The following is a 25,794-nucleotide window of genomic DNA, read 5'->3' on the forward strand; positions in this document are numbered from 1 at the left end:
GACATCTCTCCCCGTAAACGGGGCGAGAGTGGCTGGCTGCGACGCCGGCGCCTTTCTTGCAACGCTGGAGATTGGCGAAATCCGCGATGAAAGCGTCCCTCTCCCCGTCACTATACGGGGAGAGGATGCCGGCAGGCAGGTGAGGGGCAGCGCAAACGATGACCATAGACAATGATCGCATCTGCCAACAAATCGGTTCCGACGATCATAGATCGTCGCCCCCCGGCGGCGCACACGCCATCAGGTCATAAACGCCCTTGTCCTCGACGACCGCGAAGCCGAGCGCGACATAAAGCCGTCTCGCCGGATTGTGCTTCTCGACATGGATCGACGCTGATTTGCCGGCTAACCATGCCTCGTCGATGAGGTCGCAGAGCAGCGCGGTGCCGTAACCCTTGCGGCGATGATGCGGCAGGAAGGCGATGTCGATGATGCGGTGCTGGGTTGGCCAGCGCTCGATATAGAGGCGGCCGATGTCGTCGCTATCGCGTTCCACCACCAGCCAATCGGCCTCGGGATAGTGTTTTCGGTAATGCGCGTGCTGGGCCTGGAACTGCATGCCGAGGAATTCGGCCTTCTGCGCCTCGCTCCACGACGTCACCGCGAGTTCTTCGAAGCGGGTCGAGGCATAGAGCCGCGACAGGAACGGCAAGTCCGCCTCCACTGCCGCACGAAAGCGGAGCCCGGCCGTGTCAGACCGGGGCCAGACCGGACGGGCCTGCTTGCCTTCCGCCACGCTGCCGGAAATCAACCGTCAGACCGGCGGCGTCAGGTCGCGCACGACGACGATCTGCTTGAGATTATTGTCGGTCAGCGACGTCCAGTTATACTCCCATTCGGAACTGTCGACGCCCATCTGGTTGATCGTCCACAGCCCGTTGGTGCCGTCCGGCATGAGCGCCAGGCTGAACAAAGCGAGCCGGCCGTCGGCATTGTAGTTGAGCGTCAGGCGCGTCGAGCGAAGGGATGCGCCGAAATCGCGCCATCCCGACCAGTTCTGGGTATAGGCATCCCATTGCGCGTTGAATTGGAGGAAGTGCTGCTGGTCGGCCGCGACCAGCACGATATCGCCGTCGCCCTGGATGCCGGCGGCAAGCGCCTGGTTGGGCGCCCTGGAGTAGCCGGGTGTCGCCCACTGCGTCCACGTATCCGATCCGGCGGGCATCTGGCGCGTGTGCAGCACCTGGCCGTTCTGGGTCAGGGCGAACAAATTGGTGGCGCCCAGCGGGCCGATGACCGGCGCCATCTCGATGAAGCCACCTGTCTGGGTCGTGTCGATCTGCACCCAACCCGTCCAGTCGGCGGCCTTCAAGGCCTGCGCCTTCGCCTGCTGGCAGCGATAGAGATGCAGGTTCGAATTGATGCCGAACAGCGCGATGCGGCCGTCACCCTGGCGTATCGCCGAAACCGTCACCAGGCCGCCGGGGATCTGGATCCAGTCGCTCCACGGTTTGGCCGGCGGCGTCAGCACGTCGACGGTGACGACGATCGGTGTCGTCGTGCCGGGCGGCGTGATGGTTTTCTGCACCTGCACGATCTGGTCCGGATTCTGGTAGATCCACCAGATGCGGCCCTGATTGTCGGTGACGAAGACCTCGATGCGGCCATCGGCATCGCGCGCCATCGAAAGCTTCTGATAGGAGGTGGCGCCGGGCGGCGTGCCGATGCTCATCGGCGCGGTCCATTTCTCGACCGGGCCGATCTGGTTGGCGTCTTCGGTGATGAAGGACAGATTGGTGGTTCCCGATGGCTGCGCGACCACGGCGACACGGCCGTCCTTGGTGAGGCCCGCCGTCATGATCACCCAGGCGCCGGGCGCGATGAACGACCAGGCCGAGGGCCATGGCCCGTTCGGCGAAAGCTGCGCCTTCTGGATCAACTGCCCCTTGGCGGAATCGATCCCCACCACCATCAGCCGCGACAGTTCGAAAAACGACGTGCCGGCCGGCTTGTGCTGGAAAATGGGTGGAGGGCTGGACGGCGCCGGGCGGGCCCTGGAAGCCGCTTTCGGCGCCGGCGTCTTCGCTGCGGGGACCTTCGACTTCGGTTCTGCGTTCTTGGCCATCGTACGGTCCTGCCCTTTCGGTTCGGAATTCAGCTTCTTGGCGGGAAGACGCCCTGCAGCGCGATGCAGAAATAGCAGGTGAGATAGGGCTGCATGTTGTTGTGCGGCTGGTCGCCGCCGGCAGGGGGGAGCGCTTGAGGGCTCATCTGCGTCAGGTTGGCCGCCGGGGTATAGATTGTTGCGTTGGTGGATTTGGCCAGGCTTCGCGTCGAGGACGGCGCATTGAGTTCGCCCAGGTCGATGTCATGGTCGCGCATTGCGTGGGTGTGGTTAGGAATCTCCGATTCGAGCAGGCTTACCGTTTCCGTACCGTCGGTCTCGCCGAGATCGTGCAGCGAAAGCCCTGGTCCTTGCCCCGGGTGCATCGGCAAGCGGCCCTGAAGGTCGGGCAAGGCAAAATTGCTTTTGCCATTGCCGCCATAGGTCGTGCCCAGCAACGAGAACAATGCCGTGTTCTGCGACAGCGGCAGCAACTGCCCGTCGCACCACGCCCAGCCCCTGGGCGCGAAATAAAAGGGGAAGATTCGGATTTCGGCGACGAACGGGTCAGCCATGATGTCCCTCTCAGGTCGGCGACGGAAAGATGCCGAAAAGTGAAATGATAAAGCTGATGCAAAGATACGGCTGGAAATTGTTGTGCGGCTGGCTGCCGCCAACGGCTGTTACAGCCTGCTGGGCCATGTCGGTATCGGTCGTGTCCTGGATGTAGGGCAAGGCGCCACCGCCAATCTGTGCAACGACCTTCCCGCTGGGACTGGTATCTTGACCAATGCTCAGGGACGCGACCATCGGATGGCTGTGTGACGGAATCTGGGAAATTGTCAGATTGACTTCCTCTATGCCTCCCGTCTCCGCAAGGATGAAGCCGCTGCCCTGATGGAGCGGAACACGGCCTCGCAGGTCGGGCAGCGCGAAGGTGCTCTGGCCATCGCCGCCATAGGTCGTGCCAATCAGCTGGAACAGTGTCTCGTTCTCCGAGATCGGCAGAAGCTGTCCCTCGCAGAACATCCAGCCGGCCGGCGCGAAATTGCCGGCAAACATGCGTATCTCACCAACATAAGGCTGTGCCATGATCGCGCCTCCTTAATTCGGCGAAGGGAAAATGCCCTGCAGGGCAATGCAGAAGCTCAGCGTCAGGAACGGCTGCATGTTGAGATGTGCCTGACTGCCGCCGACACTGGTAATTGTGCTCGGGCTCAGCGTCGTCACGTTCGCGAAATCGCTATACAGCCGCCCCGGAACCACCCCCAAAACGTTCCCCGCACCATCCTGGCTGCTACCGGTGTTTGTGCTTGCCTGCGCAAAGTGAACGTGTGTCGGTATTTCGGAAATCGACAGCGTATGGCTTTGCTCGCCACCGCGCTCGCCTAGTGTGTGACCGCTCCCAACGTGGATCGGGATACGTCCCCTATAATCGGGCAGCGCGAAATTGACTTGGCCGTCACCGCCGAAAGTGGTTCCGAGCAGTGAAAATAGCGCCTGGTTCTGGTTGATCGGCAAAAGCTGCCCGTTACAGAGCGCCCAACCCTTGGGCGGGAAGACAAAGGACATAATCCTGATTTCCGATAGAAATGGCTCGGCCATGTCTCGCGCCCTCATTAGATATCAGAAGAATACACGGAACGACATAGAAGTCTACTTGGGTTTCTAACAAACCAAGTACTATTATAAAATAATAGACAGTATTTAAATAACAAGAGGCGCAGGAAGGCAGTGTGTACCCAAGGTTGTAGATCGTCGCACCAAATGGTGGCCTTTCTACCTCATCAACGTAGCCATCATGGGAACGGCGGCGTGGCAAGCCCGGTAAATCCGCTCGTTTGCGCCGTCGCGGTAGATGCAGAAACAACTGTATTGCGGCCGTTCAGATAAGCGATCACGGCAGCAGTATCCATGGCGCCCCCAGCATAGCCGCTAAGGTTGATCGTCCCGTTGTTGCGCTGACGTACCCGGATGTCACCAGCCGCCATGGTGCCGCCAAGCGAATGCGTAAAGATGTTCGCGAGCGCGCCGGCGCCGCCTATGCTCAGATCGACGGATGCACCATTTCCCTCCGGGTCCGTGACGGCTGACTGGACGAGAATGCCAGCAGCCGCATCTCCGGTCCCATCCAGTTTGATGTCAATCGCGTTGCCGGTTATCTGGGCCAGGATGCTGCCGGCGCCGTCCTGTCCGGCCTGGACAAGGATAGCACGTTGCGTACCGGCATAGTCGATGGAGTTGTTTTTGATTCCGACCCGCATGGCGCCGCCGCCGGCATTGAATACGGATATGCCATCCGCTGTCAGCCCGTTTGCGACCGTGATGGTATTGCTTTCAATTCGAGCGTCAAAAGTAAAGCCGTTGTCGAACGCCGACCCGAGCAGGCTCACCACGACGAAGTCGCCCGCCGCCGTGCTGCTCAGCGTGTTGCCGGTGGCGACGAGGCTCACATCGCTGTTGTCCCCGGCGCTGACGGACAGCTGATCGTTGTTGCTGCTCGAAGTGCTGTTGATGACGTTCAGGTTCATTGTGGAGTTGTCGAATGCATCGGCGACGATGCCACCGCTGAAGTTGTTGCTCGAATTGGCACCCGAGAAGTTGATCGTGGCGTTCGACGTTCCACGGATGCCGAACAGATACCCGCTGCCAAGCACGGCGCCAGTCGAGCTGCCGCCTGAAATCGTCAGCGCGAGCGTGCCGGACTGGGTCTGCAGCTGGAAGTTGTCGTCGCCGCTGCCTGTGATCGTGGTGTTGGTGACCGCGCTGGTGCCGGACATGTTGTAGAAATGGATGCCATCTTCGTCCGCTCCATTGCCCGCATTCGATATGCTGCTGTTGCTGAGCGTGAAGTTCGAAACGGTATTGCCGTTGATGCCTTGCTCGGCGCCGCCCGAAATGGCGATCCGGTCCAGCGTCGCCGTAGAGACGTTTTGAAGGTGGATGGCCGCGTTGGTCGTGAGGTTGTCACCAGTCGAAAGCCCCGAATTGTCGGCATCGAGATCGTCGGTGCCGGCATTGGTGAAATTCATGTTCTTCAGCGTGATGTTGCTCGCGCTGATGAAACTGGCGCCGCGCCCGGTTGTGTTCTGAATTGTGCCGCCCGAGCCGGCGGTGGTGCCGACACCTGTAACGGTCAATCCACCCGAGCCCGTATTGTTGAGCACGATGCCGTTGATGCCGCCATTCGCCGAAATGCTCTGGAAATTCAGCCCGCTGGCGCCGATATTCGTGTTGACGACGTTGAGCGCCGTGCCTGTGCCGGAGGTGATCGTGTTGCCGGTGCCCTGCACCGTCACCGTGCCGCCGCCGGTCGCGTTGAAGCCGTCGCCGCTCGTTGTGTTGATAACCAGCCCGCCATTGGTGAAGTTGATGGCGGCGCCGGGGTTGCTGGTCATGATGACGGCGGCGTTGACGCCGGTCGAGAGCGTCTTGACCGCGCCGCCGAAGTTGATCGTGCCGCCGGCGTTGCTGAGCACGGCAATGCCCAGCCCGCCGTCGTTGCGAGTGATCGTGCTGGCGCTGTCGAAATTGACCGAGCCGCCGGCCATGCCGCGGATGTTGGCGACATTGCCGCCAGGGTTGGTGATGTCGACATTGTTCAGGTTGACGACCGCGCTGACGTCGTCATTGCCTGGCGTGCCCTGGTCGCCATCGACGACGAAGGCATTGTTCGCAGCCCCCGCGTCGGTCTGGATGGCGACATTGTTGAAAGTGTAGGTGCCGGTCGCATTGTTGGTCGAATCGCCGAGAATGGTGATGCCGGCCGTGCCCGTCAGGCTGGCATTGCTGACGGTGACGCTGCCCGCCGCGCCGTCGATCACAATGCCGGTGCCGCCGGTGTCGTTGAGCCCGTTCGCCACGGCAGTGGTGAAATTCACCGAACCGCCGGCGGTGTCGGCGACGACGATCATGCGCTGGCCGGCGGTGGCTTGCGTGATCGTGCCGGCATAGGTGACGGTGGCGGTGCCGCCATTGACGTTGAACGCCGTGCCGCTGGGGCTGATGATCGAGGTGCCGGTGCCGAAATTGAACGTGCCGCCCGAGCCGTTGAGGATGTCGACGCTGGCATTGCCGCCATTCAGCGTCGTCGTGCCGACGAAACTGTAGATGCCGTCCGCATTGTCGAACTGCAGGCCGGTACCGTTCGTCGCCGACAGCGTACCGGTAGCGAAGTTGAGCGAGCCGCTGTGCCCGCCCGTGACGCTGACCAGGGTGGCATTGTTCGACTGGCTGACATTGCCGGTATAGTTGAGGTTGGCGGTGCCGCCGCTGACAGCGATGGTTGCCGCGCTGCCGCCGACCAGCGTGCCGGCGCCGAGATTGATCGTCCCCAACCCGATCACGTTGGTGAGGACGACGGCGCTGTTGCCGCCGGCGCCGTTGCTGGTCGAGGAAAAATTCATGCCGGTGGCCGCGACGGTGACGCCGCTCAGGTTCATCGCCACACCGGTGCCCGTGGCGATGGAGTTGCCCACGCCGGTCACGCTGATCGTGCCGGAACCCGTGGCATTGAAGCCGGCGCCTGCCGAGGTCACGATCGCCAGCCCGCCGCCGTTGAAATTGACCGTCACCGGGGCGCTGTTGCCGGCAATATCGACGCCAAGCCCGCCGCTGCTCATGCCGATGGCGTAGCTGGCGCCGCTGATGTTGTAGGTGCCGCCGGTGTTGGCGGTGATCGATATGCCGGTGCCCCCGCCGGTAAAGCTGTTCGAGGCGCCGGACACCGTCACCGTGCCGCCTGCATTGTTGTTCAGCGATACGCCCAGCCCGCTGGCCGTCAGATTGCCGTTCAGGGCGACGAGGCCGGCGCCGGCAAGCCGGCTCTGGACATTCAGCGCCGGACTGAATGCGCCCGAATTGTTGACCGTGCCCGAATAGCTCACGGCAGCCGTGCCGCCGACGACATTGAACGACGCGCCCGTTGCGCCGCTCAGCGCACCAGTTCCAAGTCCAACAATACCCGTGACATCGGTCAGGCTGACATTGTTGATGCCACCGGCCGACGAGGTCGAATCGAGCGCGATGGTGGCGGCGACACCGGAGAGATTGATCGCTGTGCCGCCGGTTGCGTTCACCGTCTGGGCGGCAGCCGTAGCGGTGATGCCCATCGTGCCGCCGGTGGCGAGAATGCCGGTGCCGGCGGTGGTGTCGATGGTCAAGCCGTTGGTGAAGCTGGTTGTGCCGCCGGCCTGCGAGAGACCAACGCCGCTGGTCGTGTCGATGTTGGCGAGGCCGGTGACGTTGAGCGTGCCGGTCTGGACTCGGATACCGCCGCCTGTGTTGGGGACGGTGGCATTGTTCACCGTCACCGTGTTGAAGTTGAAGGTGCCGGTGTTGGTGTTGACGGCATCGATGCCAAAGCCTGTCGTGTTGCCGATGGCGGTCGCGCCAGTAACGGTGAAGGTACCAGCGACGCCGTCGAAGATGATGCCGCTCGCGCCGCCACTGGCGTTTACGGTGGCAAACGTCATGTTGACGGTCAGCGGATCGAGATCGAACGCCGCGCCGTTGGTGGTGGTGACCACGCCACCGGTGTTGTTCAGCGTGAAGGTGGTGGTTTTGGTGTTGGCGATGACACCGGTGCCGCCATTGTTGGCAAGGCTGAGCGTGCCCAGATTAAGGGTACCGCTGGTGTTGGTGAAACTGAGGCCATTGCCCTGGACGCGAGCGCCTGGGTTACCGATGCCGAGCGTGCCGGCGCTGACGGTGCCGCCGGCGCCGTCGGAATCGAAGCGGACATTGTTGAAGGCGATGCCGCCACTGCCGGCGCCCCCGGTCGCCGTATTGCCGGCAAACGATCTGATCGCGATTGAATTCAGGTCGGCATCGATGTTCTGGCCGGTGAACGACGCAGCCAGGCCGGACGCGGTCGAGCTGAGCGTGTTGCCGTCGATCGAAAGCAGAAGCGTATTGGCCGGAGCTCCCGTGGTGGAGAAATCGAGCGCGTTGCCGCCGGCGGCGATGGTGTTGTTCCTGACGAAGAAACTGGAGGCGCCGCTCGCGTTGACGGCAACGCCCGCACCGGAACCGAGATTGCTGACGATCAGGTTCTGGATACCGCCCGTGAAGATGCCGCTGCCTGATGTCGCCAGATTGATGACCTGCGTGGCGTTATTGCTCTGCAGGACCGGCCGCAGCGTGTCGATGCCCGCCGGCGCCGCGATGATCGGCGAATTCTGCACCGTGGTGAAGTGGAACGCCGGCGACGCGCCGGCGCTGGTGTCGACCCCGAGCTGGGAGACATCGATCGCCGCGTCGTTGCTCTTGAAGGCGAGCAGCACCTGTCCGTCATCGAGTTGGAACGACGTCGCGCCGAGGTCGATCGTCGCCTGGCCGCCGTCGACGGTCTTGTCGATCAGCACAATGACATTGGCCGAAGACGTCTGGGCGTTGGCGTAGGTGCCTGGATTGAGCAGACTGCCGTCGCCAAGGGCGGTGGCATCGGCCGTGACATAGTAGACCTTGTAGGAGGACAGGTTCGAAATGTCGCCATCGAAATTGACGTCGTTGAAATTGTAGTCGCCGTTGGTCGGCAAAGTGTCGGTGGCGTGGATGACCTGGCCGCCTGTGGTCTTGATCGACGATTCGGCCGGGCCGGCGCCGTCGCCGAACACGAGCTGGGCGTTGGTGGCGCTGGAGAACTGGACCCCATAGCCTACATTTTCGATCTTGGAGGTCTGTCCCGCCGGATTGTTGTTGACCGTGTCGCCGAGCTGGATCGTGCCGGTGCCGGTCGTGTCGGCCATGTCGATGCCGATCGTGCCGGCAAAACCGCCGCCGTCGACGTCGAAATCGCCAGCGGTGATGTTGCTCGCGCCGAGCGACGCGCCGTTGAGGTCGAGACCGATGGTGTTCGCCGCGCCAAGCCCGATGTTCAGGCTGGCGAAATTCAACGTCGAGCCGAGCGTGCCGGAAATGTCGACACCGCGCGCATTGGCACCGGTGATGCCTAGCAGGTTGACCGTGCCGAGATCGATTACGCCGCCGCTGACATTGTTGAGCGATATGCCGGTCGCCGCGCCATTGACCGAAATCGTATCGAACTTGATACCACCGGCGCCGACCGTCGCGCCTTTCGCCCCGGCGACGACCGCCGTCGCGTCGCCAAGCTTCAGCGCCGTGCCGCCGTTCGTGGTCGTGATGGTGTTGCCGGCGCCGGTGACGCTGACTGTTCCCGAACCGAAGGTGCTGGCGGTGAAGCCGGCGCCGCTGCTGGTGGTGATGACAAGGCCGCCATTGGTGAAGGCGAGAGTGCCCTTGGTCTGCGGGTCCATCACGTACGACGGTGCCTTGACGATGGCATCGTTGGCGCCGGTGTTGAATATCTTCGACGTGCCGGAGAAGGTGACCGTGCCGTTGGCCGAGCCGCCGATGGCGACACCCTCGCCACCGCTGTGATCGATGGTGCTCGAAATATCGTATATGCCTTCGGCATGGCCAAAGAAGTCGAAGGCCGTCGATGACGTGGTGGAAACGACGGAACCGCTCATGTTCAGACGGGTCGCATCGCCCGTGGCGCTTAACACCGCGCCCACACCGACCGTGATCGAACCTTTGTAGGTCAGCGTGGTGAAGGCCAGGTCATTGCCGCCGCCGAGGCTGATAGCCGAGAGGGTGGTGTTCGTGATGCTGGCGCTGCCGTTGATGCCGACGTTGACGGTCCCGCCCTGCGAGCTCTGTATGATGCCGAACTGGCCGCCATCGATGGTCAGGGTGGATCCGGCGACATTGGCGATGTTGACGGTACCAACCTCGGGACCGCCGATATTGAACCCGGCATATTGGACGTCGAGATCGATCGTCCCGGTGAAATTGACCTCTCCGGTGCCACTCAGGGCGTACAGCCAGGCGCCGGTGTATCCAGTATCCCTCAGGCCGCCGATGTTGACATCCCCGACGAGATTGGCGCCCAACAGCGTCACTCCGGCACCGCCGGGGTCGCCGGGAAGGGGGATCGTGGAGTCCGCCGAGATGCTGTCGAAGGTAATGCCGGCGCTGCCGACATTGGCACCATACACAGCAAGCCCGTCGCTGCCGGCATTGATCTTGTTGCCCGCGCCGGTGACGGTAATAATGGTGGAGGTTGCGCCAGCCGGGCCTAAATCGCCAATTGCGACGAAGCCCGCCCCGGCCATTGTCGATATATCAAGGCCGCCATGGGTGAAGTCGATCGTGCTGTTGGTATTGAGTGCCGGGGCGCCTGAGCCGTAATTGCCAATGATGCCCAAGCTCACGCCGTCCGTCGCGCCCGAATTGATCTGCTTGGTCGCGCCCGAGAACGTGATCGCGGCTGCGTCGTTACCGGCAACGACGATGTTGCCGCCGGCGGCCGCATTGGTATCGGTCAGATTACCCGACAGCGTCACCGAGCCACCGGTCATGCTCTGGATCGACGCCGCAGCGCCCGTTCCGTTGCTGGCAATCGTGCCGCCATAGGAAGTCGTCGCGTTGCCGCCGCTGGCTGCGGTCCCCGAGCCGACATTGAACGACGTGCCCGAACCGGTGTTGGTCAGCGTACCGGTGCCGAAGCTTGCGGTGCCGGCCAGGTTCTGCAGGTCGATGCCGCTGCCGGAAGCGAAAGTCGCACTTGTCGAGGCGAAGTTGATACCGGCCGTGATGCCGTCGAGCGCCACCGCCTGCGCGTTGGTGGCGTTGATCGTGCCGGTCGTGACATTGACCGTGCCGCCGCCGCTGGCGCTGAACGCCGTCGCGCCCGATGTGGTGATGTCCAGATCGGCGAAGGTGACCGTAGAGCCAGCGTTGTTGGTAAGCGAGGCACCATTGCCGTTGACTGTGACCTTGTCGGTGAAGTTGATCGTGCCGCCGGTGCGGTTGGCGATCGAGATGCCGCCGCCGGTCAGCGTGCCCGCCGGTCCGCTGTTGGGCAAGGTGCCGCGCGTGACCGTGATGTTGCCGGCGCCGCCATCGACGTCGAGCAGCGTGCCGGCGACGTTGACGTTGTTGTCCGTGATCGACAAATTGGTGTCGAGGCCGGCGACCTTGAACGCCGTCTGGCCGGTGGCGACATTGCTGACCGTGACGCCCTGGATAACGATGCCGCCGACATTGCTGAAGCCGCCGGCATTCTGGTCGATGGTGAAGACCGAACCGCTGCCGCCGGTGAAGTCGAACGCGGTGTCGCGCACCTGGTTGCTGCCGAGCAGCTGCAACGTATCGCCGCCCGTGCTCTTGACCACGCCCTCATTGCCGGTGACGTTGCCGCCGGTGGCGCCGAGATTGCCCTGGACATTGATCGGCTGGATGGTGCCGGAGGTGATGATCGAACTGCCGTTGCCGAAGCCGGTGATCGACTGGCCCGAATCGAGCGTGAACGGCGTGGCGCTCAGATCGACCGTGCCGACAAAGGCGAAGGTCAGTGTGCCGGTCATGGCATCGGCCTGAGCGGCCGTGACCGTGGTCACCGCGGCGCTGAGCCCGTTGGTGCCGGCAGCGATCACGCCACCGTCCTGGGAAATCATGACGACCCCGCCGACCGCGCTGGCCAGATTGGCGCTGCCGGTGAAGGCGACATCATCGAAATCATAATTGCCGAGCGTCGGATCGAGCCCGATCGTGTTGACCGTGTAGCCGCCACTGGCCGCTGTGATCGAGGATTGCAGCACAGTCGCGTCGCCGTCGCCGAAGGTGAAGTTGGCGTTGGCCGACGTCGCCGTCGTGCCGCCCGACGACAGTTCGACGCCGACACCAGCATTGGAAATGCTGGAGCCCTGCAGAAAGGTGATGGTCTTGTTGCCCGTCGTCGATGACAGGTCGATGCCGCGCGAGGTGAGGTCGCCGGTGCCGGTGATCGTTGTCACGCCGAAATCGGCCGTGGTCGATGAACCGCTGAAGTCGATGCCGGTCTGGTTGGCGCCGGAGCCCATCGTCACATTGGTTGTTCCAAATGTGACATCGGCATTGGTCAGGGCGAAGTTGATGCCGGCTGGACCGACGGTCGAACCCATCGTCACGCTGGTGGTGCCGAAGGTGACGGCGCCGGCATTGTTGGTGATGTCGATGCCATTGCCCGTGGCACCCGACACGGTCACCGCCCCGAAGGTCGCCGATGCGGTGCTGGCGACATTGGCGACGGCCAGGCCGGTGGCAGTGGCGCCGGTGATCGACAGCGGAGCTGTGACGTTCAGCGTCGCGGTTCCGGCAAGGCCGGTGACGACGGCGCCACCGCCGCCCGTCGCAGACAGCGTCGAGCCGATGAAGCTGATCGCGCCGCCGACCGGGGGCAGCGTCGAGCCGATCGCGAAAAGATTGCCGGTGCCGGTCGAGGTGACGCTGCCGCTGAAGGTCACCGAGCCGCCAGTGGTGCCGTCGACCTTGACCGCTATGCCTGGCACGGTTGCCGAGCTGGAGATGTTGGCCGCCACACCGATTGTCGCGCTGCCACCGGAAACGACGACACCGTCGCCAGTGCCCGAATTGGCGATGGCGCCACCGAGGATCGCGATCGAGCCGGTGTTGTTGGTCAGGCTGACATCGGTGCCCGCGACATTGGTCGTCACCAGATTGGTGATGGTGAAGGTCGATGACGAAGCGTTGATTGCAAGGCCGTTGATGCCGCCACCGGTGCCGCCGATGGTGACATTGCCACCCAGGAACGGGCCGCCCGAAACGGCATTGAAGTTGAGCGCCGTGGCTTGCGCAACACCTGTCGTGATGCTGTCGAACGCCATGCCGCCGGTGCCGATGGTGACGCCGTCGAGATTGATCGCGTGGCCGGTGCCGGTGGTGATCTGCTCCGTGCCTGCGGCCGCGACTGTGATCGTGCCGCCCCCGGTGGCGCTGAAGCCGGTGCCGGTGGTCGTGGTCAGATCCAGCCCGCCGGTGAACTTGATTGTGCCGCCGGTGTTGCCGCTCAGGTTGATCGCAAAGGCGGTGGCGGTGCTGGCGGTGATCGCTCCACCGAACGTGGCGCTGCCGCCGCTCATGCCGGAGATCCCCACCGCGCTGGTAGCAGCGGTCTGGTTGATGGTGCCGTTGTAGGTGACGTTGGGCGTCGAGTTGCTGATGGAGAAGGCGTTGCTGCTCGTGTTGGCGATGGAACTCCCGACCCCGAAGGTCAAGGTTCCGCTGGAGCTGCCGACGATGCCTATGCCTACGCCGCCGCCGGTGATGTCGAGATCGTCGAAGGTGGCGATGCCGTCGAAATTGTTGGCGGACAGCGCCGCACTGGTGGCGTTGGTGATCTTGGTGTTGCCGGTGAAATTGACGGTCGCGCTCGAACCGACAAGCACGATGCCGGTTTCAGATGCGGTCTGGACGGTCAGGTCGTCGACCGAGACCGTACCGGCCACTCCATCGAGGAAGAGGCCGGTTGCGACATTGCTGACCGTCACGCCCTGGACGGTCAGGCCATTTGTGCCCAGGCCGTGGATGCCGGCGGCGGCGCCCCCGGAAATATTGAAATCGAGCAATGTGTTGCCGTTGCCCAGCGTCACGACATCGCCGGCGCCGGAACTGGTCAGCGTTGCCGCGCCCGCGGAATCCGAGATGGATTCGTCATGATGGACGTTGGTGCCGGTGACATTCAACGGCACCCCGCCGAGCGAGAACGCGCGGCCGTTGCCGAACGACGCCAGTTCCTGCCCGTCGCTCAGCGAGAAGCCGGTGGCGTCGTCGATCGTCCCGCGGTTGACCAGGACAATGATGGCGTCGCTGGCGGTAATGCTGTCGGCATAATCGATCGAGGCGAGGTCGGTGATGGACGTGCCGCCGCCCGAAGCCCCGGCCGCGACGAAGATGTAATTGCGCAGATCGTAGAGTTGCGGGCCGGTAAACTGCGTCGTGCCGAAGGCGTAGTGGCCGCTGCCCTCATTGAGCCCGCGCGCATCGAGCGAGGCGGTGATGCCGGAGATGGAGCTGGAACCGCCGCCGAAGGTAAACTCGGCGTTGGCCGTGGCCCCCGGCGTTCCGGCAATGCCCAGCCGCACGCCGGTATCGACATTGGCGATGACGCCACCAGCGGTGATGGTGATCACCGCGCCGCCGACGCTCGGCGAGGTCAGGTCGATGCCGATCGAACCGGCGGCACCGGTACCGGTGATGTTGAGCGACTGCGCGGTGAAATTGGTTTTGCTGCCGGAGAAATCGACGCCGGTGCCGACACCCAGTCCGGAAATGACGATGTTGCCGGTGACCACCGCCGCATTGACGCCGGCAAACGAGATGCCGTCGGCGCCGGGATTGGTGATGCTGATGTCGCCGAAGCGGATCGCCGCCGGCGAATCCGAAATGGCGATCGCCGGTCCGGTCGTGTCGGAGATCGTCGTCGCACCGTTGACGGTGAAGCTGCCCGCGACATTCTCGAGCACGACGCCCGACGTGCCGCCGCTCTGGCTGATCGAGTCCAGCACCACATGAGCGGTGATCGGATCGATGAAGACGGCGGTGCCGCCATTGCCCGATATTGTGCCGCCGGTGGTGGTGAACGTCCCGCCGGTCGACGTGCCCTGCACGGTGATGCCGCGGTCAGTATTGTCCTGCGCATTGATGGTGGCGAAGGTGTAGGTGCCCTTGCCGCTGATATCGAGACCGTCGTCGAGATTGCCCTGCAGCAGCGTCGTGCCGGTGAAATTGTAGGTGCCGTCGCCTTCGATGTGCAAGCCATCGAGGCCGTTGCCGGTGGCGGTGAAATTGGAGCCGGTGATGCCGGTCGAGCTGCCGGTGAAGTCGGCGCCGTTGCCGCCCGCACCGGTGACCGTCACATTGGTCAGCGTCGCGCCGGTGATGTTGTTGCCGAAAATGCCGTCGGCGCCGCCGGTGATGGTGATGCCGTTGAGCGTGTTGCCGTTGCCCAGCGTGATGACCGGGTTGGCGACGTTGGTGCCCTGGATCGTGCCGTCGCTGCCGCCCAGGTTGAAGGTGCTGGTGCCGCCGCCGAAAAGCCTGGCGGTGACGCTTTCGCCGCCGCCGATGACGGTCTGTCCATTGGCAAGCGTCACGCCGCCGGTCGTCAGATTGCCGTTGCCGCCAAGCGCGACGACAAAGCCGTTCGCACCCGACTTGGTCACGGCGTCGTCCAGAGTCGTCGGGTCGGCCAGCGTGCCGGCGCCGGCGAGGCCGCCATCGGCGAAATAGAACTTGCCGAAGGCGGCATTGGTGGCGGCGTTGATCGCGACACGCGTCGTCGAGCCGCCGGTCAGCGTCTGCGACTGGACGCGGACCCCGATATCGCCACGCACGCGTTCGTTGACGCGCTTGCGCAGGCCTTCGCTGACCGGATAGACCGGCTCCGGCCCGTTGTCGGCCCCATTGGCCGCATTGTCCGAGCCGCTGCCGGGATTGAACGGGATGTTCAGCCGCACGCTGCCGGCGAACTGGGTGTCGTCGCGATTGTCGTTGCGGACCTCGCCGGCGAAGACCAGTTCCGTGTTGCTGCCGAAGACATCGCCGATCGTATACTCGAACCCGGCCTTGGCGCCTGTGACGCTGCCGTCGTCGCCATGCGGATCCTCGAAGTGATAGCCGCCGATGTCGAGCCGCAGCGAATGCTTGTCGGGCAGGGCGACCGGCACCTGCGCACCGATCTCGCCCTCGATGCCCCACGCGGCGTAGTCGCGGTGGTCAAGGACCGAGATCTGCTCGATCAGCTGGTTGCTGACCATCGACAGGGTCGAACTGGTCGAGTGATCCGTCGAATCGCCCTTGATCGGCAGATAGACGTTCACATGCGCATCGAAATGTGGCGTGATCGCCTCGGCGCCCAGCGTGGCGGCGGTGAACTGGGTGGAGTTGTAGTTCTCGAGGTTGAGATAGGCGTAGCCGCCGATCATCAGGTCCGGGTTGACGATGCGGCGAATGCCGAGGCCGACATCCTGGCCGGAACCATCCTTGAAATCATGCTTGGCCCGGACATCCAGGAACAGCACGGATTCGGCCGTCTGCTTGAGCGGGATGAAACCTTCGAGCGCGCCGTTGCCGCCATTGTTGTCGGCGCCGATGATGGCGCGGATCTGCGGCTGCCACAGGCCGTTCGGATCGGCATGGGCCGTCAGACTGGAAAGACCGAGCGCCAGCGTCGTCAGCGCCGTCGTCTTCCAAAGATGCCTGGCGATTTGCGAACGGCGATAGCCAGCGCGAATGTGGAAATCCTCCCCACGCGCCGCTATCTCACCAACTTGCCGAGAAGTCTCGGTAGTTCCCATCCCTGGCGAGTCCTTCGGGGACTACACGCGCCCCGTGTAGATTCTTACTCGAATTCTATTGTATAGCGAGTCCTGGCCGATCCGATTTCTAGAGCTTTCCTGCAAAATTGCTCGCTGTGTCTGAAAGGCCACAGTAATTTCGCCGGCTTGCTTGCCTCCGGCTCGGCTTTCGGAACAGTCGCGAGTGTTGTATCAAGCCATGCTCGGGAGAATACCGGGGCGCGGCGAGGAAACATGCAAGGCATCCGGCAAAACAACATGGCACTTACTTTAGACAAGTCTAATTTACTTGGCGTGGCCGCGGGGCTGGCCGCCCTGTGGCTTGGTCTGGCCGCCGGCCCAGCCCTTGCCGAAGATGCCAAGCCGGCCCAGCCAAAGCCGGCTGAAACCAATGCAAAACCGGCCGATGCCAATCCGTGGGCGGTGAACTGCTCCTCCGGTTCGGCGACCACCGAGCTTCAGTGCCAGGTGTCGCAGAACCTGACCGAGGCCAAGACCGGGCAGCGCGTGCTGACCGTGACCGTGCGCCGCGACAACGGCAATGGCAGCCTCGCCATGCTGCTTGCCCTGCCGCACGGCCTGTTCCTGCCGTCCGGCGCCTCCTTCCAGATCGACCAGGGCCAGAAGACGACGATTGCCATCCAGACCAGCGACCAGAACGGCGCCTATGCCGCCACGCCGTTGTCGGCGGATCTCATCAAGGCCATGAAGTCCGGGACCAATCTGAACATCGGCATGGAATCGGTCACCCGCAAGCCGGTCACCATCCCGGTGTCGCTGGCCGGCTTCACCGCCGCCGTCGCCAAGCTGGAATCGATCAAGTAGCTGCTGTCAGCGGCTTGATTGTGCGCACCCGGAATGCTCCGTTGCCGCTTCGGACAGTGGAGAAACCCATGACAGGCTTTGTCGATCGCCAGCGCGCGGCGCAACTGATGGACCGCGCCGGCATCGAGGCGCTGGTGCTGTGCGCGCCTGAGGCCTTCCACTATGCGACCGGAGCCTCGATCGGGCCGTCGGGACTGTTCCGGCGCGCCGGCGCCGGCTTCGTCGTCATCCCGGCTGGCCAAGACTTGCCGGTGGGCGTCGTGGTGGCGGATTTCAATGCGGGACAGCTGCAACTGGCTCTGTCGGATGCCGTCATCCGCAGCCACCCGATCTGGATCGAAACCGCCACGCTTGACGCCTCGACCGCAGGGCAAGGGCTGGCGCAACGCGTCGAGGCCGGCCTTGCCTCGTCTGGCCGGGCGCCTGGTTTTTCCCGGCCGGCAACATTCGAACTTGCCCGTTCCGTCCGCGAACTGAAGGAGATCCTGAGCGGGTTCGGACTTGAGCGCGCAAGGATCGGCGTCGATCTCGATTTTATTCCCGCCGCCGATCTCTCGGTCATGCAGGCGCTGCTGCCGGGCTGCACGATGGTCGACGGCTCGGCCGTGCTCGACAGGTTGCGGGCCATCAAGTCGCCGCGCGAGATCGATCTGCTCCAGCAAGGCATCATCCTGTCGGAAGCCGGGCTGGAGCGGCTGCAGGTCGATGCCATGGCCGGCATGCGTCAGGGCGATCTCATTGCCCTCTATCGGCAAGGCGTCGCCACGGCCGCGTCCGGCCTGTCCCATCCGGTCGCCACAGCCGAATATGTGACGCTGGGCGCGAAGGCCAAAAGCACCGATGCGAAAGCCATGCCTGGCGATCCGCTGAAGTGCGACATGGTCTGCACGGTCGGCGGCTACGCCTCCGACATGTCGCGCAACTTCACCTTCGGATCGCCATCCGCCGAGCAGGCCGAACTGCACGCGATCGCCGAGCGGGCCTTTGACGACGGGCTGGCAGCGCTTGTTCCGGGAGCCACGCTCACCCACGTGCATCGCGTCGCCACCGACAGCCTGGCGCGGCAAGGGCTGCGCACCTACCGCCGCGGTCATTTCGGCCATGGCGTCGGCCAGTCGGTCTTCTCGGAGCAATGGCCGTTCATCGCCGCCGATAGCGATGTCGTCATCGAAGCCGGCATGGTGCTGGCCTTCGAGATCCCGCTCTACATAGACGGCCTCGCCAGCTTCAATCTCGAGGATCAGTTCCTGATCACACCGGACGGGGCTGTCGCCATGAACCGCTTGCCGAGACGGCTGGAGAGGATTGGGTAGCGAGGGCGTGGTCGTTTTTCAAAGATAGCGCTCTACGGCGCCCCCCTCTGCCCTGCCGGGCATCTCCCCCTCAAGTGGGGAGATTGACTGTTTCGGCGTCGGTCTTCGTCTTCAACGTCGAATATTGGCGAAGGTGGTCGTAGCAGCCGATCTCCCCACTTGAGGGGGAGATGTCCGGCAGGACAGAGGGGGGCGCCACGGAACTCGGTGGTGAGGTGGCCAGCACCTAACCACTCACCGGTGGCCGCCGATCGCTCCACGGCATCTCCTGCTCCAGCTGCGCCGACGCGGCCAGCACCGTTGCCTCGTCACCGTAGCGGCCGACCAGTTGCACGCCGATCGGCACGCCGTCTTTCGACCAGCCGAGCGGCAGCGAGATCGCCGGCTGGCCGGAGATGTTGAAGGGGAACGCAAACACCGAATCCGCCCACTTGGCGTTGTAGCGGTCGATGTCGGTTTCCGACATGTCGTAATAGCCGAACGGACGCGGCAGCTGCGTCAGGGTCGGGGTGATGAAGATATCGTAGGCGCCGAGGTCGCCGACGATGTCGCGGCCGACCTGCCTGAGCTGCTCGACATCGGAGATGTGCCTGGTGCCGCTGGTCGAGCGGCCGCGCTCGATGATTGCCCAAGTCACCGCCTCGACATCGCCTGGCGTCACCGGCCGGCCGATCACCGTCTCAAGGTAGTCGAACGTCGCCGCCGTCTGCACGCAGGTCATGTTGGTGTAGGTCTTCCACACAGCGTTCGCGTCGAGCGGCATATCGTGCTCCTCGACGTCGTGGCCGAGCCGCTCGAGCGCAGCCACGGTTGCCAGCACCGCCGCCTTCACCTCCGCATCGATCGCCGTGCCGTTGGGTGGCGTGACGGAAAAGCCGATGCGCAGCTTCTTTGGCGCCCGTGCCGACAGGCTGAGCCAAGAACCATCGGGCACCGGCGGCGTATAGGGGTCGCCCGGCAGCGCGCCGGCAACCGCGTCGAGATAGGCCGCCGTGTCGCGCACGGTGCGCGAGCAGCACAGGAAGTACGCGCCGCCATACCAATAGTCGCCGAACGGCGCGAGGCTGACGCGGCCGCGCGACGGTTTCAGCCCGACGATACCGCAGCAGGAGGCCGGAATGCGGATCGAGCCTGCACCATCGCTGGCCTCGGCGATCGGCACCATGCGCGAAGCGATGGCCGCGGCAGCGCCGCCGCTCGAGCCGCCGGGCGTGATGCCTTCCTTCCACGGGTTCTTGGTCACACCGTAGAGTTTTGGTTCGGTGGTGATCGACCAACCGTTCTCCGGCGCGTTCGACTTGCCGACCAGCACCAGCCCGGCCGCCTTCATGCGGCGAACGACCTCGGTGTCGAAATCGGCAACGACATCCCTGAGGTAGAATGAGGAGTTGGTGTTCGGTGCCCCGGTCCAGGACGAGGCCAGCTCCTTGAGCAGGAACGGCACGCCGGCGAAGGGCGCTGATGTGTCGATTGTCTCGGCCTGGGCGCGCGCCATGTCGTAGAGGCGATGGATGACCGCATTGAGCGTCGGGTTGAGCCGCTCGACCAGCGTGATCGCCGCCTCCACCAGTTCCCCCGGTGAAACGTCGCCCCGCTTCACAAGTGCCGCAAGGTCGAGCGCGTCGGACTCGGCATAGGTTTTCAGCAGACTTTCGGTGACCATGTCTCTCTCCCGTCGTTCGTTGATCTTGCCAACGTTGGCGCCGCCCCTCAGCCGCCTGCCGGCACCTTCTCCCCGTATAGTGACGGGGAGAAGGGAGACGCTCCAACGCTGACGACCCCCTCTCCCCGTTCTTCACGGGGAGAGGGTAAGGGTGAGGGGCAGCGCCGGCCTGAAACGATTGCCGCCAGCAGCCGGATTGCGTCAGGCCAGGTCGATGGTCCGCCCGAGTGCGATGCTCTGTTCAGCGGCCAGCACGATGCGCAGGCTGTTGACCGCCGCATCCATCTGCTCGGTGAGGTCGAGATCCTCGCGGATGGCGCGCAGGAAGAAGGCCTGCTCGCGGTCGCAGAGCTCCTGGTGGCCGGGCTCGTCCTCCATGCTGACGATCTCGTCGGGCTTCGAGAAATTCTTGTCGCCGTCGACCTGAGCATAATGGATCTTCAGCGCATCGGTCTTGGTGTGGCGGTCGATGTCGGCGGAACTCGAAACCTCTGCAAGTTCGGCAGCATTGCTTGCCTGCTGGCCGGCGACGATCGACACCGCGCCCTTGGGGCCGACCACGTCCTTCACGAAATAGGCCGTTTCGCTCATCATTGGGCCCCAGCCCGCCTCGTACCAGCCGACCGAGCCGTCATCGAAGGTGACGTGCAGGTGGCCGTAATTCTGCTTGTCGGCTTCCGCCCAGAGCTTGGCGCCGATGCCATGCACGCGCACCGGCTTGGCGCCGGTCAGCTGGCACATGACGTCGACATAATGGACGCCGCAATCGACGATCGGGATCAGCGAATCGATCAGGTTCTTGTGCCAGTGCCAGGCGCTGCCGCTGCTCTGCTGGTTGAGGTTGAGCCGCATCACCAGCGGCTTGCCGAGCGTCTTCCCGACCTCGATGAACTTGATCCATGACGGGTGGACGCGCAGGATATAGCCGAGCACCAGCTTGCGGTTCTTCGCCCGCGCCGCCGCGACAACCTTCTCGGCATCCTCATTGTTGGTGGCGAGCGGCTTTTCCATGAACACATGGCAGTTGGCGGCGATTGCCTTCAGCGCATATTCGGCGTGGGTGTTCGGCCAGCTGTTGATCGACACCGCGTCCGGTTTTGTTTCCTTCAGCGCCTGGTCGAAATCCTCGTAGAGTGGGTAGCCGGCTAACTCTCCCGGAATCTTCGTGTTGCTCTTGATCGAGCGGCTCATAATGCCGACGATCTCGAAACCGTCGAGCCGGTGATACGCGCTGGCATGCGACGCACCCATATTGCCGAGACCCACCACCAGCACTTTTACTCTGTCGGACACCGCTGCCTCCCAAATTCTTGATTAAATCACAGGCGGCGCTGTTGCCGTCGCCCGCATGTTTATCCAGGACAATCACCTTAGGTTGGCGCCGCCCCTCATTGCCCTGCCGGGCATTTCTCCCCGTATAGTGACGGGGAGAAAGGGCTGGCCGCAATGTTGGCGATTGGCGAAATCATCAACGACAGCGTCCCCTCGCCCCGTTTACGGGGAGAGGATGCCGGCAGGCAGGTGAGGGGCGGCGCTGACCTGGACAATTGCCAGCCCTACTTCACCGCCGAATCGAACTGATGCGCCTTGATCTTCTCGACATCGAGCGCGGCAAAACCTTCCGACAGCTTGACGCCGTCGGCATCGGCCTTGACCTTGGCCTTGTCGAAATCATTGGCCGGGCCGATCAAATCGTTGGTGCAGACATCCTCGGCCTTCACCGGAGCGGTGATCTGGCCGATCTTGTGGATTTCGTCGAAGAAGCCCTGCCAGCTCGCCATGTCGTGCGAGCCCCAGCCGCCGCGTTTGTCCATGTCGCCGCGGAAGACGTTGATCTGCTGCAGGATCGAGGTGGTGCCAAGCTCCGGCCCGAGATTCTTGGCCAGCGTCGGGAACTGCTCGAACACCGCTTCGACCGCCGCGCGGGGATTCTGGTAGCCGAATTCGAGGCCCATCGCCCAGCCGCGCAGGTACTTTTCCAGCAACGCCTTCTTGTCGGCGTCCTCCAGATCGGCGGCGCGCACGACGAAAGTATTGGCCGGCAGCTTTGAGTTCTGCACGCCGAGCCAGTATTCGAAGTCGAGCCCCTTGGCGATCCATTCGGCGCGTAGGCCTTCCCACGACAGGGCAGCGTCGCCCTGGCCGCCGGCAAGAGCCGTGCCCCATGTCGGCCAGCCGGCTTCGACATATTTGACCTTCTTGATGTCGACGCCCTGCGCCGCCAGCAGCGGGTCGGTGATCGACTGCCAGGCGGCGGAGCCGAGCAGGATGGTCTTGCCTTCCAGCTTCTTCAGATCGTTCGATCCCTCGCCCTTGCGGAAGGCGATGCTGAACGTGTCGCGGGCGCCCATATGGAACACCGACTTCAGCTTCATGCCGTTCTGGATGGCGAAAGAGAACACGCCGGGCGACGGGAAGCCCATATCGGCCTGGCCGACATCGACGAACTTCACCGTCGCGGTGCCGTCCGACGGCCCCGGCTGCATGTCGGTGTCCAGCCCATCGAAATAGCCGGCCTTCTTGGCTGCCCAGTAGGGATAGTCGTCGAGCACTTCGAGCGTGCCGCGCGGCGAGATCCAGGTGAATTTTCCGTAGGGTTCGGCCCTGGCCTTGAGGCCGGTGGCGCCAAGCGCCGTCGCGGTCACCAGCCCGGCGCCGGTCACCTGCAGGAAGTAGCGGCGGCTGATGCCCGCCGGGCTGATGGAGTTTTCTTTGGTCATAGCATTCCCCTTTTTTGTTTGATGTCAGTCTCTTGCCGCCGCCTCCCGGGCGCGCCGTCATATCCCTGTGTTCAAGCCTCCCAGCTCGCCCATTTCTTGCCGATCAGGAAGAACAGCACGTAGATCAGGATGCCGAGCGTCGACAGGATCAGCACCACGGCGAAGAACTGCGGCATCTGGATCATCGACGAATAGGTGGTCAGCCGGTTGCCGAGGCCGAAGCCGCCGCCGACCATTTCGGCGCCGACCGCGGTCAGCAGACCGAAGATGGCGCCGATCATCAGCCCGACCAGGATCATCGGCAGCGCCATCGGCGCTCGGATTTTCCAGAAGATCTGCAGGGTGCTGGCGCCATAGGAGCGTGCCAGCGCGATCTTGGCGCTGTCGACGCGGCGAAAGCCGGTGGCGGCATTGATCATCACCATCGGCCCGGCGGCCAGCGCCACCGCGATGATGCGCGGCGTGTAGCCGAAGCCGAAGCGCAGGATCAGAAGCGGCACCAGTGCCAGCATCGGCGTGGTGACCAGAAGCAGGATGTAGGGCGCGACGATCTTCTCGGCGAACGGAAACTGGGTGATGACGGCGGCCAGCACCAGGCCGATGATGGCGCCGATGGTGAAGCCGGACACCAGCTCGACGAGCGTGTAGCCGAGATGCGGCGCGATCAGCGGGAACTCGTCGAACAGCGCATAGGCGATCGAGCTCGGCGGCGGCATGATGTAGAGCGGCACGTGGAACAGCCGCAGCGCCAGTTCGATGCCGCCGATGATGATCACCGCCACGGCAAGAATGGCCGCCACCTCCTTGCCCGACTTGATGCCGGGGCCGCTGGCGAAGGCCGACAGATTGGTCAGGCTGACCTCGTGGCCGTCGGCAGACTTGGATTTGGAGAATTCCGGAATGGCGTCGCCTCCGCTCACGGCCTGATCCTCACGATCTCGGCGCTCGCGCGCTCCGGCGCTTTTGGCCGCGTGCGTTCGCCGACAATGTCCATCTTGATACGGTTGGTGAGGTCGAAGACCTCCTTCGTCGCCATGATCTCCAGCGAGCGTGGCCGCGCAAACGGCACGCGATATTCCTTGGCGACGCGGCCCGGCCGGGCGCTCAGCACCACGACCCGGTCGGAGAGGAAGATCGCCTCCTCGATCGAGTGGGTGATGAAGACGATCGTTGTCTTGGTGTCGAGCCAGATCTCCTCGACCAGCCGGTTCATCTCCTCGCGGGTGAAGCTGTCGAGCGCGCCGAACGGCTCGTCCATCAAAAGCACCGAGGGCTTCAGCGCCAGCGCCCGCACGATCGCCGCACGCTGCTGCATGCCGCCCGACAGCTCACGCGGAAACTTGCCGCCGAAGCCGTCGAGCCCGACCCGGTTGAGCAGATGCGCGATCCACGCCCGGTCCGGCTTCTCGCCCTTGATCTCGAAAGGGAAGCGGATGTTGGCGTCGAGATTGCGCCACGGCAGGAGGTTCGCCTCCTGGAAGACGATGCCGATATCGGGATGCGGACCGGTGATGGCCTTGCCATCGAGCCGGATCTCGCCGCTGGTCAGGCTGTGCAGGCCCGACATCGACCACAAGAGCGTGGTCTTGCCGCAGCCGGAAGGGCCGACGATCGAGACGATTTCATTGGCGCTGACATCTAGGCTGCAGCGGTCCAGCGCCAGCAGGTCGCCGGAGGCCGTGTGATAGATCTTGGTCGCTGCCTGCACGCCAAGCTTCGGCTTTTTTGCATCGCCCGTATTCATCTGCCCCCCGGGAAGATTGCGCGATGATCCATTGGCTCATCCCCAGCGAAAATCAGTCTGTAACTATCCTACTTTCCTGTCAAGCACCGACGATGGCCACCGTATCAGGAAAATCGATTAGTATGCCTATCTGCTTGTTTTAATATCGGTTTTGCGGCCTTGAAATGCATGTTGCTTTCCTACATACTTCGGAACTGACACGGATCGGAGAGGACCGGAGGAAGGTGATCTTTACCCTACGACACGCTGCGGTTGCGATGCGGTCGGGCGCGTGGAGCCAGGGCGTGCAAACATGCTAAGACGGCAGCCTCGCAACCCAGGGAAAGACCAGGACCCCATGAACGAAGCTGGCAGCCAGGACGAGCCTGTTCCAGGCCAGGATACCGAGGGGCGCGATCCTGTCCGGCGCATTCCCGACATCATCTCGCTGGTCAAGGATTCCTACAGCGAATTGCGCCCGGCCGAACGGCGTGTCGCCGATGTCGTGCTCGACGACGTCAAATATGCCGTCGACGCCTCCAACGCCGCCCTTGCCCAGCGCGCCGGGGTCAGCGAACCGACGGTGACCCGGTTCTGCCGCGCCATCGGCTGCGAGGGCGTGCGCGACTTCAAGCTGAAGCTGGCGCAGAGCCTCGTCGTCGGTGCGCTCTATCTGGCCAAGTCGCCCTCCGTCAGCAATGACAATGGCATGCCGTTCTGGAACGCCGTATTCGGCGAGGCGCGCCGGGCGCTGCAGGAGGCCGAGCGGCAGCTCGACCCGGCGCAGCTGCAGAAAGCCGCCGATCTGATCGCCAAGGCGCGCCAGGTCACCGTGTTCGGCCTCGGCGGCAGCTCCTCGGCGCTGGCGCAGGAAACCCAATACCGGCTGTTCCGCTACGGCATCACCGTCAGCGCCCAGTGCGACCCCTATCTGATGCGCATGACCGCCTCGACGCTCAAGCCGGGCGATCTGGTGATCGCCATTTCGGCGACCGGACGCACCCGCGAGGTGATCGAGGCCGTCGAGCTCGCCAAGCACTACCGCGCCAACGCCATCGCCGTAACCGCGCCCGACACCGAACTCGCCCGCGCCTGCGACGTCAGGTTGACGGTGGCGGTGCCCGAATATCCCGACACGCTGAAGCCGACGGCCTCGCGCTTCGCCTTCCTGGCGGCGATCGACCTTCTGGCGGTGGCCTCGGCCTACAAGCTCGACGGTTCGGCCCGCGAGACCGTGCGCCGCATCAAATACAACGCCCAGATCCACCGCACCGGCAAGGAGATGGAGCCGCTCGGAGACTAGCTCCCTTCTCCCCGTTCACGGGGAGAAGGTGCCGGCAGGCG

General features: G+C 63.8%; 14 protein-coding genes. 3 read left to right on the forward strand and 11 right to left on the reverse strand.

Annotated features, from left to right (window positions below; genetic code table 11):
* Window positions 1-205: 205 nt before the first annotated feature.
* The 6 genes from NP503_RS17275 to NP503_RS17300 form a co-directional block, all read right to left on the reverse strand.
* Window positions 206-736, reverse strand: coding sequence for a GNAT family N-acetyltransferase (locus NP503_RS17275; RefSeq protein WP_256754981.1), 531 nt, complete (start codon window positions 734-736; stop codon window positions 206-208).
* An 18-nt stretch (window positions 737-754) separates the two neighbouring features.
* Window positions 755-2,065 carry a hypothetical protein gene (locus NP503_RS17280; protein WP_127267583.1) on the reverse strand — a complete coding sequence of 437 codons (1,311 nt, stop codon included), beginning with the start codon at window positions 2,063-2,065 and terminating at the stop codon, window positions 755-757.
* A 29-nt stretch (window positions 2,066-2,094) separates the two neighbouring features.
* A complete protein-coding gene (locus NP503_RS17285; RefSeq protein WP_127267582.1) occupies window positions 2,095-2,619 on the reverse strand; it encodes a phage tail protein in 525 nt (174 codons plus the stop codon).
* Window positions 2,620-2,629: 10 nt separating this feature from the next.
* Window positions 2,630-3,136 carry a phage tail protein gene (locus tag NP503_RS17290; RefSeq protein ID WP_127267581.1) on the reverse strand — a complete coding sequence of 169 codons (507 nt, stop codon included), beginning with the start codon at window positions 3,134-3,136 and terminating at the stop codon, window positions 2,630-2,632.
* A gap of 12 nt (window positions 3,137-3,148) precedes the next feature.
* Window positions 3,149-3,649 carry a phage tail protein gene (locus NP503_RS17295; RefSeq protein WP_127267580.1) on the reverse strand — a complete coding sequence of 167 codons (501 nt, stop codon included), beginning with the start codon at window positions 3,647-3,649 and terminating at the stop codon, window positions 3,149-3,151.
* 194 nt (window positions 3,650-3,843) lie between these two features.
* Window positions 3,844-16,206: a hypothetical protein gene (locus NP503_RS17300; protein WP_206523937.1), complete on the reverse strand. Its 12,363-nt coding sequence runs from the start codon at window positions 16,204-16,206 to the stop codon at window positions 3,844-3,846.
* Window positions 16,207-16,464: 258 nt separating this feature from the next.
* Between NP503_RS17300 and NP503_RS17305 the strand changes: the two genes are divergently transcribed.
* Window positions 16,465-17,031 (forward strand): invasion associated locus B family protein, encoded by a 567-nt coding sequence (locus NP503_RS17305; protein WP_236382972.1) that lies wholly within the window; start codon window positions 16,465-16,467, stop codon window positions 17,029-17,031.
* A 68-nt stretch (window positions 17,032-17,099) separates the two neighbouring features.
* Complete coding sequence (locus tag NP503_RS17310; RefSeq protein ID WP_127267339.1) at window positions 17,100-18,344, forward strand: Xaa-Pro peptidase family protein; 1,245 nt, start codon at window positions 17,100-17,102, stop codon at window positions 18,342-18,344.
* Between the two features lie 226 nt (window positions 18,345-18,570).
* Here the strand turns inward: NP503_RS17310 and NP503_RS17315 are convergent, their stop codons facing one another.
* The 5 genes from NP503_RS17315 to NP503_RS17335 form a co-directional block, all read right to left on the reverse strand.
* Complete coding sequence (locus NP503_RS17315; protein ID WP_127267338.1) at window positions 18,571-20,007, reverse strand: amidase; 1,437 nt, start codon at window positions 20,005-20,007, stop codon at window positions 18,571-18,573.
* Window positions 20,008-20,208: 201 nt separating this feature from the next.
* Window positions 20,209-21,300 carry a Gfo/Idh/MocA family protein gene (locus NP503_RS17320; protein WP_127267337.1) on the reverse strand — a complete coding sequence of 364 codons (1,092 nt, stop codon included), beginning with the start codon at window positions 21,298-21,300 and terminating at the stop codon, window positions 20,209-20,211.
* Window positions 21,301-21,563: 263 nt separating this feature from the next.
* Window positions 21,564-22,727: an ABC transporter substrate-binding protein gene (locus NP503_RS17325; RefSeq protein ID WP_127267336.1), complete on the reverse strand. Its 1,164-nt coding sequence runs from the start codon at window positions 22,725-22,727 to the stop codon at window positions 21,564-21,566.
* Between the two features lie 71 nt (window positions 22,728-22,798).
* On the reverse strand, window positions 22,799-23,647 hold the full coding sequence (locus tag NP503_RS17330) for an ABC transporter permease (RefSeq protein WP_127267335.1): 849 nt from the start codon (window positions 23,645-23,647) through the stop codon (window positions 22,799-22,801).
* On the reverse strand, window positions 23,644-24,471 hold the full coding sequence (locus NP503_RS17335; RefSeq protein ID WP_127267334.1) for an ABC transporter ATP-binding protein: 828 nt from the start codon (window positions 24,469-24,471) through the stop codon (window positions 23,644-23,646). Before NP503_RS17335 ends, NP503_RS17330 begins: the two co-directional genes overlap by 4 nt.
* A 337-nt stretch (window positions 24,472-24,808) precedes the next feature.
* On the opposite strand from NP503_RS17335, the gene NP503_RS17340 reads away from it, so the two are divergent.
* Complete coding sequence (locus tag NP503_RS17340; protein ID WP_127273418.1) at window positions 24,809-25,753, forward strand: MurR/RpiR family transcriptional regulator; 945 nt, start codon at window positions 24,809-24,811, stop codon at window positions 25,751-25,753.
* Window positions 25,754-25,794: the final 41 nt, after the last annotated feature.

The organism is Mesorhizobium sp. SEMIA396 (genome assembly GCF_024518615.1).
Lineage (GTDB): Bacteria > Pseudomonadota > Alphaproteobacteria > Rhizobiales > Rhizobiaceae > Mesorhizobium.

What these genes read in the sequence shown, in the direction of transcription:
- NP503_RS17315 (WP_127267338.1), bottom strand. Translation starts at nt 20,007, where the DNA reads ATGGTCACCGAAAGTCTGCTGAAAACCTATGCCGAGTCCGACGCGCTC.
- NP503_RS17285 (WP_127267582.1), bottom strand. Translation starts at nt 2,619, where the DNA reads ATGGCTGACCCGTTCGTCGCCGAAATCCGAATCTTCCCCTTTTATTTC.
- NP503_RS17280 (WP_127267583.1), bottom strand. Translation starts at nt 2,065, where the DNA reads ATGGCCAAGAACGCAGAACCGAAGTCGAAGGTCCCCGCAGCGAAGACG.
- NP503_RS17335 (WP_127267334.1), bottom strand. Translation starts at nt 24,471, where the DNA reads ATGAATACGGGCGATGCAAAAAAGCCGAAGCTTGGCGTGCAGGCAGCG.
- NP503_RS17305 (WP_236382972.1), top strand. Translation starts at nt 16,465, where the DNA reads ATGGCACTTACTTTAGACAAGTCTAATTTACTTGGCGTGGCCGCGGGG.
- NP503_RS17340 (WP_127273418.1), top strand. Translation starts at nt 24,809, where the DNA reads ATGAACGAAGCTGGCAGCCAGGACGAGCCTGTTCCAGGCCAGGATACC.
- NP503_RS17300 (WP_206523937.1), bottom strand. Translation starts at nt 16,206, where the DNA reads ATGGGAACTACCGAGACTTCTCGGCAAGTTGGTGAGATAGCGGCGCGT.
- NP503_RS17325 (WP_127267336.1), bottom strand. Translation starts at nt 22,727, where the DNA reads ATGACCAAAGAAAACTCCATCAGCCCGGCGGGCATCAGCCGCCGCTAC.
- NP503_RS17310 (WP_127267339.1), top strand. Translation starts at nt 17,100, where the DNA reads ATGACAGGCTTTGTCGATCGCCAGCGCGCGGCGCAACTGATGGACCGC.
- NP503_RS17295 (WP_127267580.1), bottom strand. Translation starts at nt 3,649, where the DNA reads ATGGCCGAGCCATTTCTATCGGAAATCAGGATTATGTCCTTTGTCTTC.
- NP503_RS17290 (WP_127267581.1), bottom strand. Translation starts at nt 3,136, where the DNA reads ATGGCACAGCCTTATGTTGGTGAGATACGCATGTTTGCCGGCAATTTC.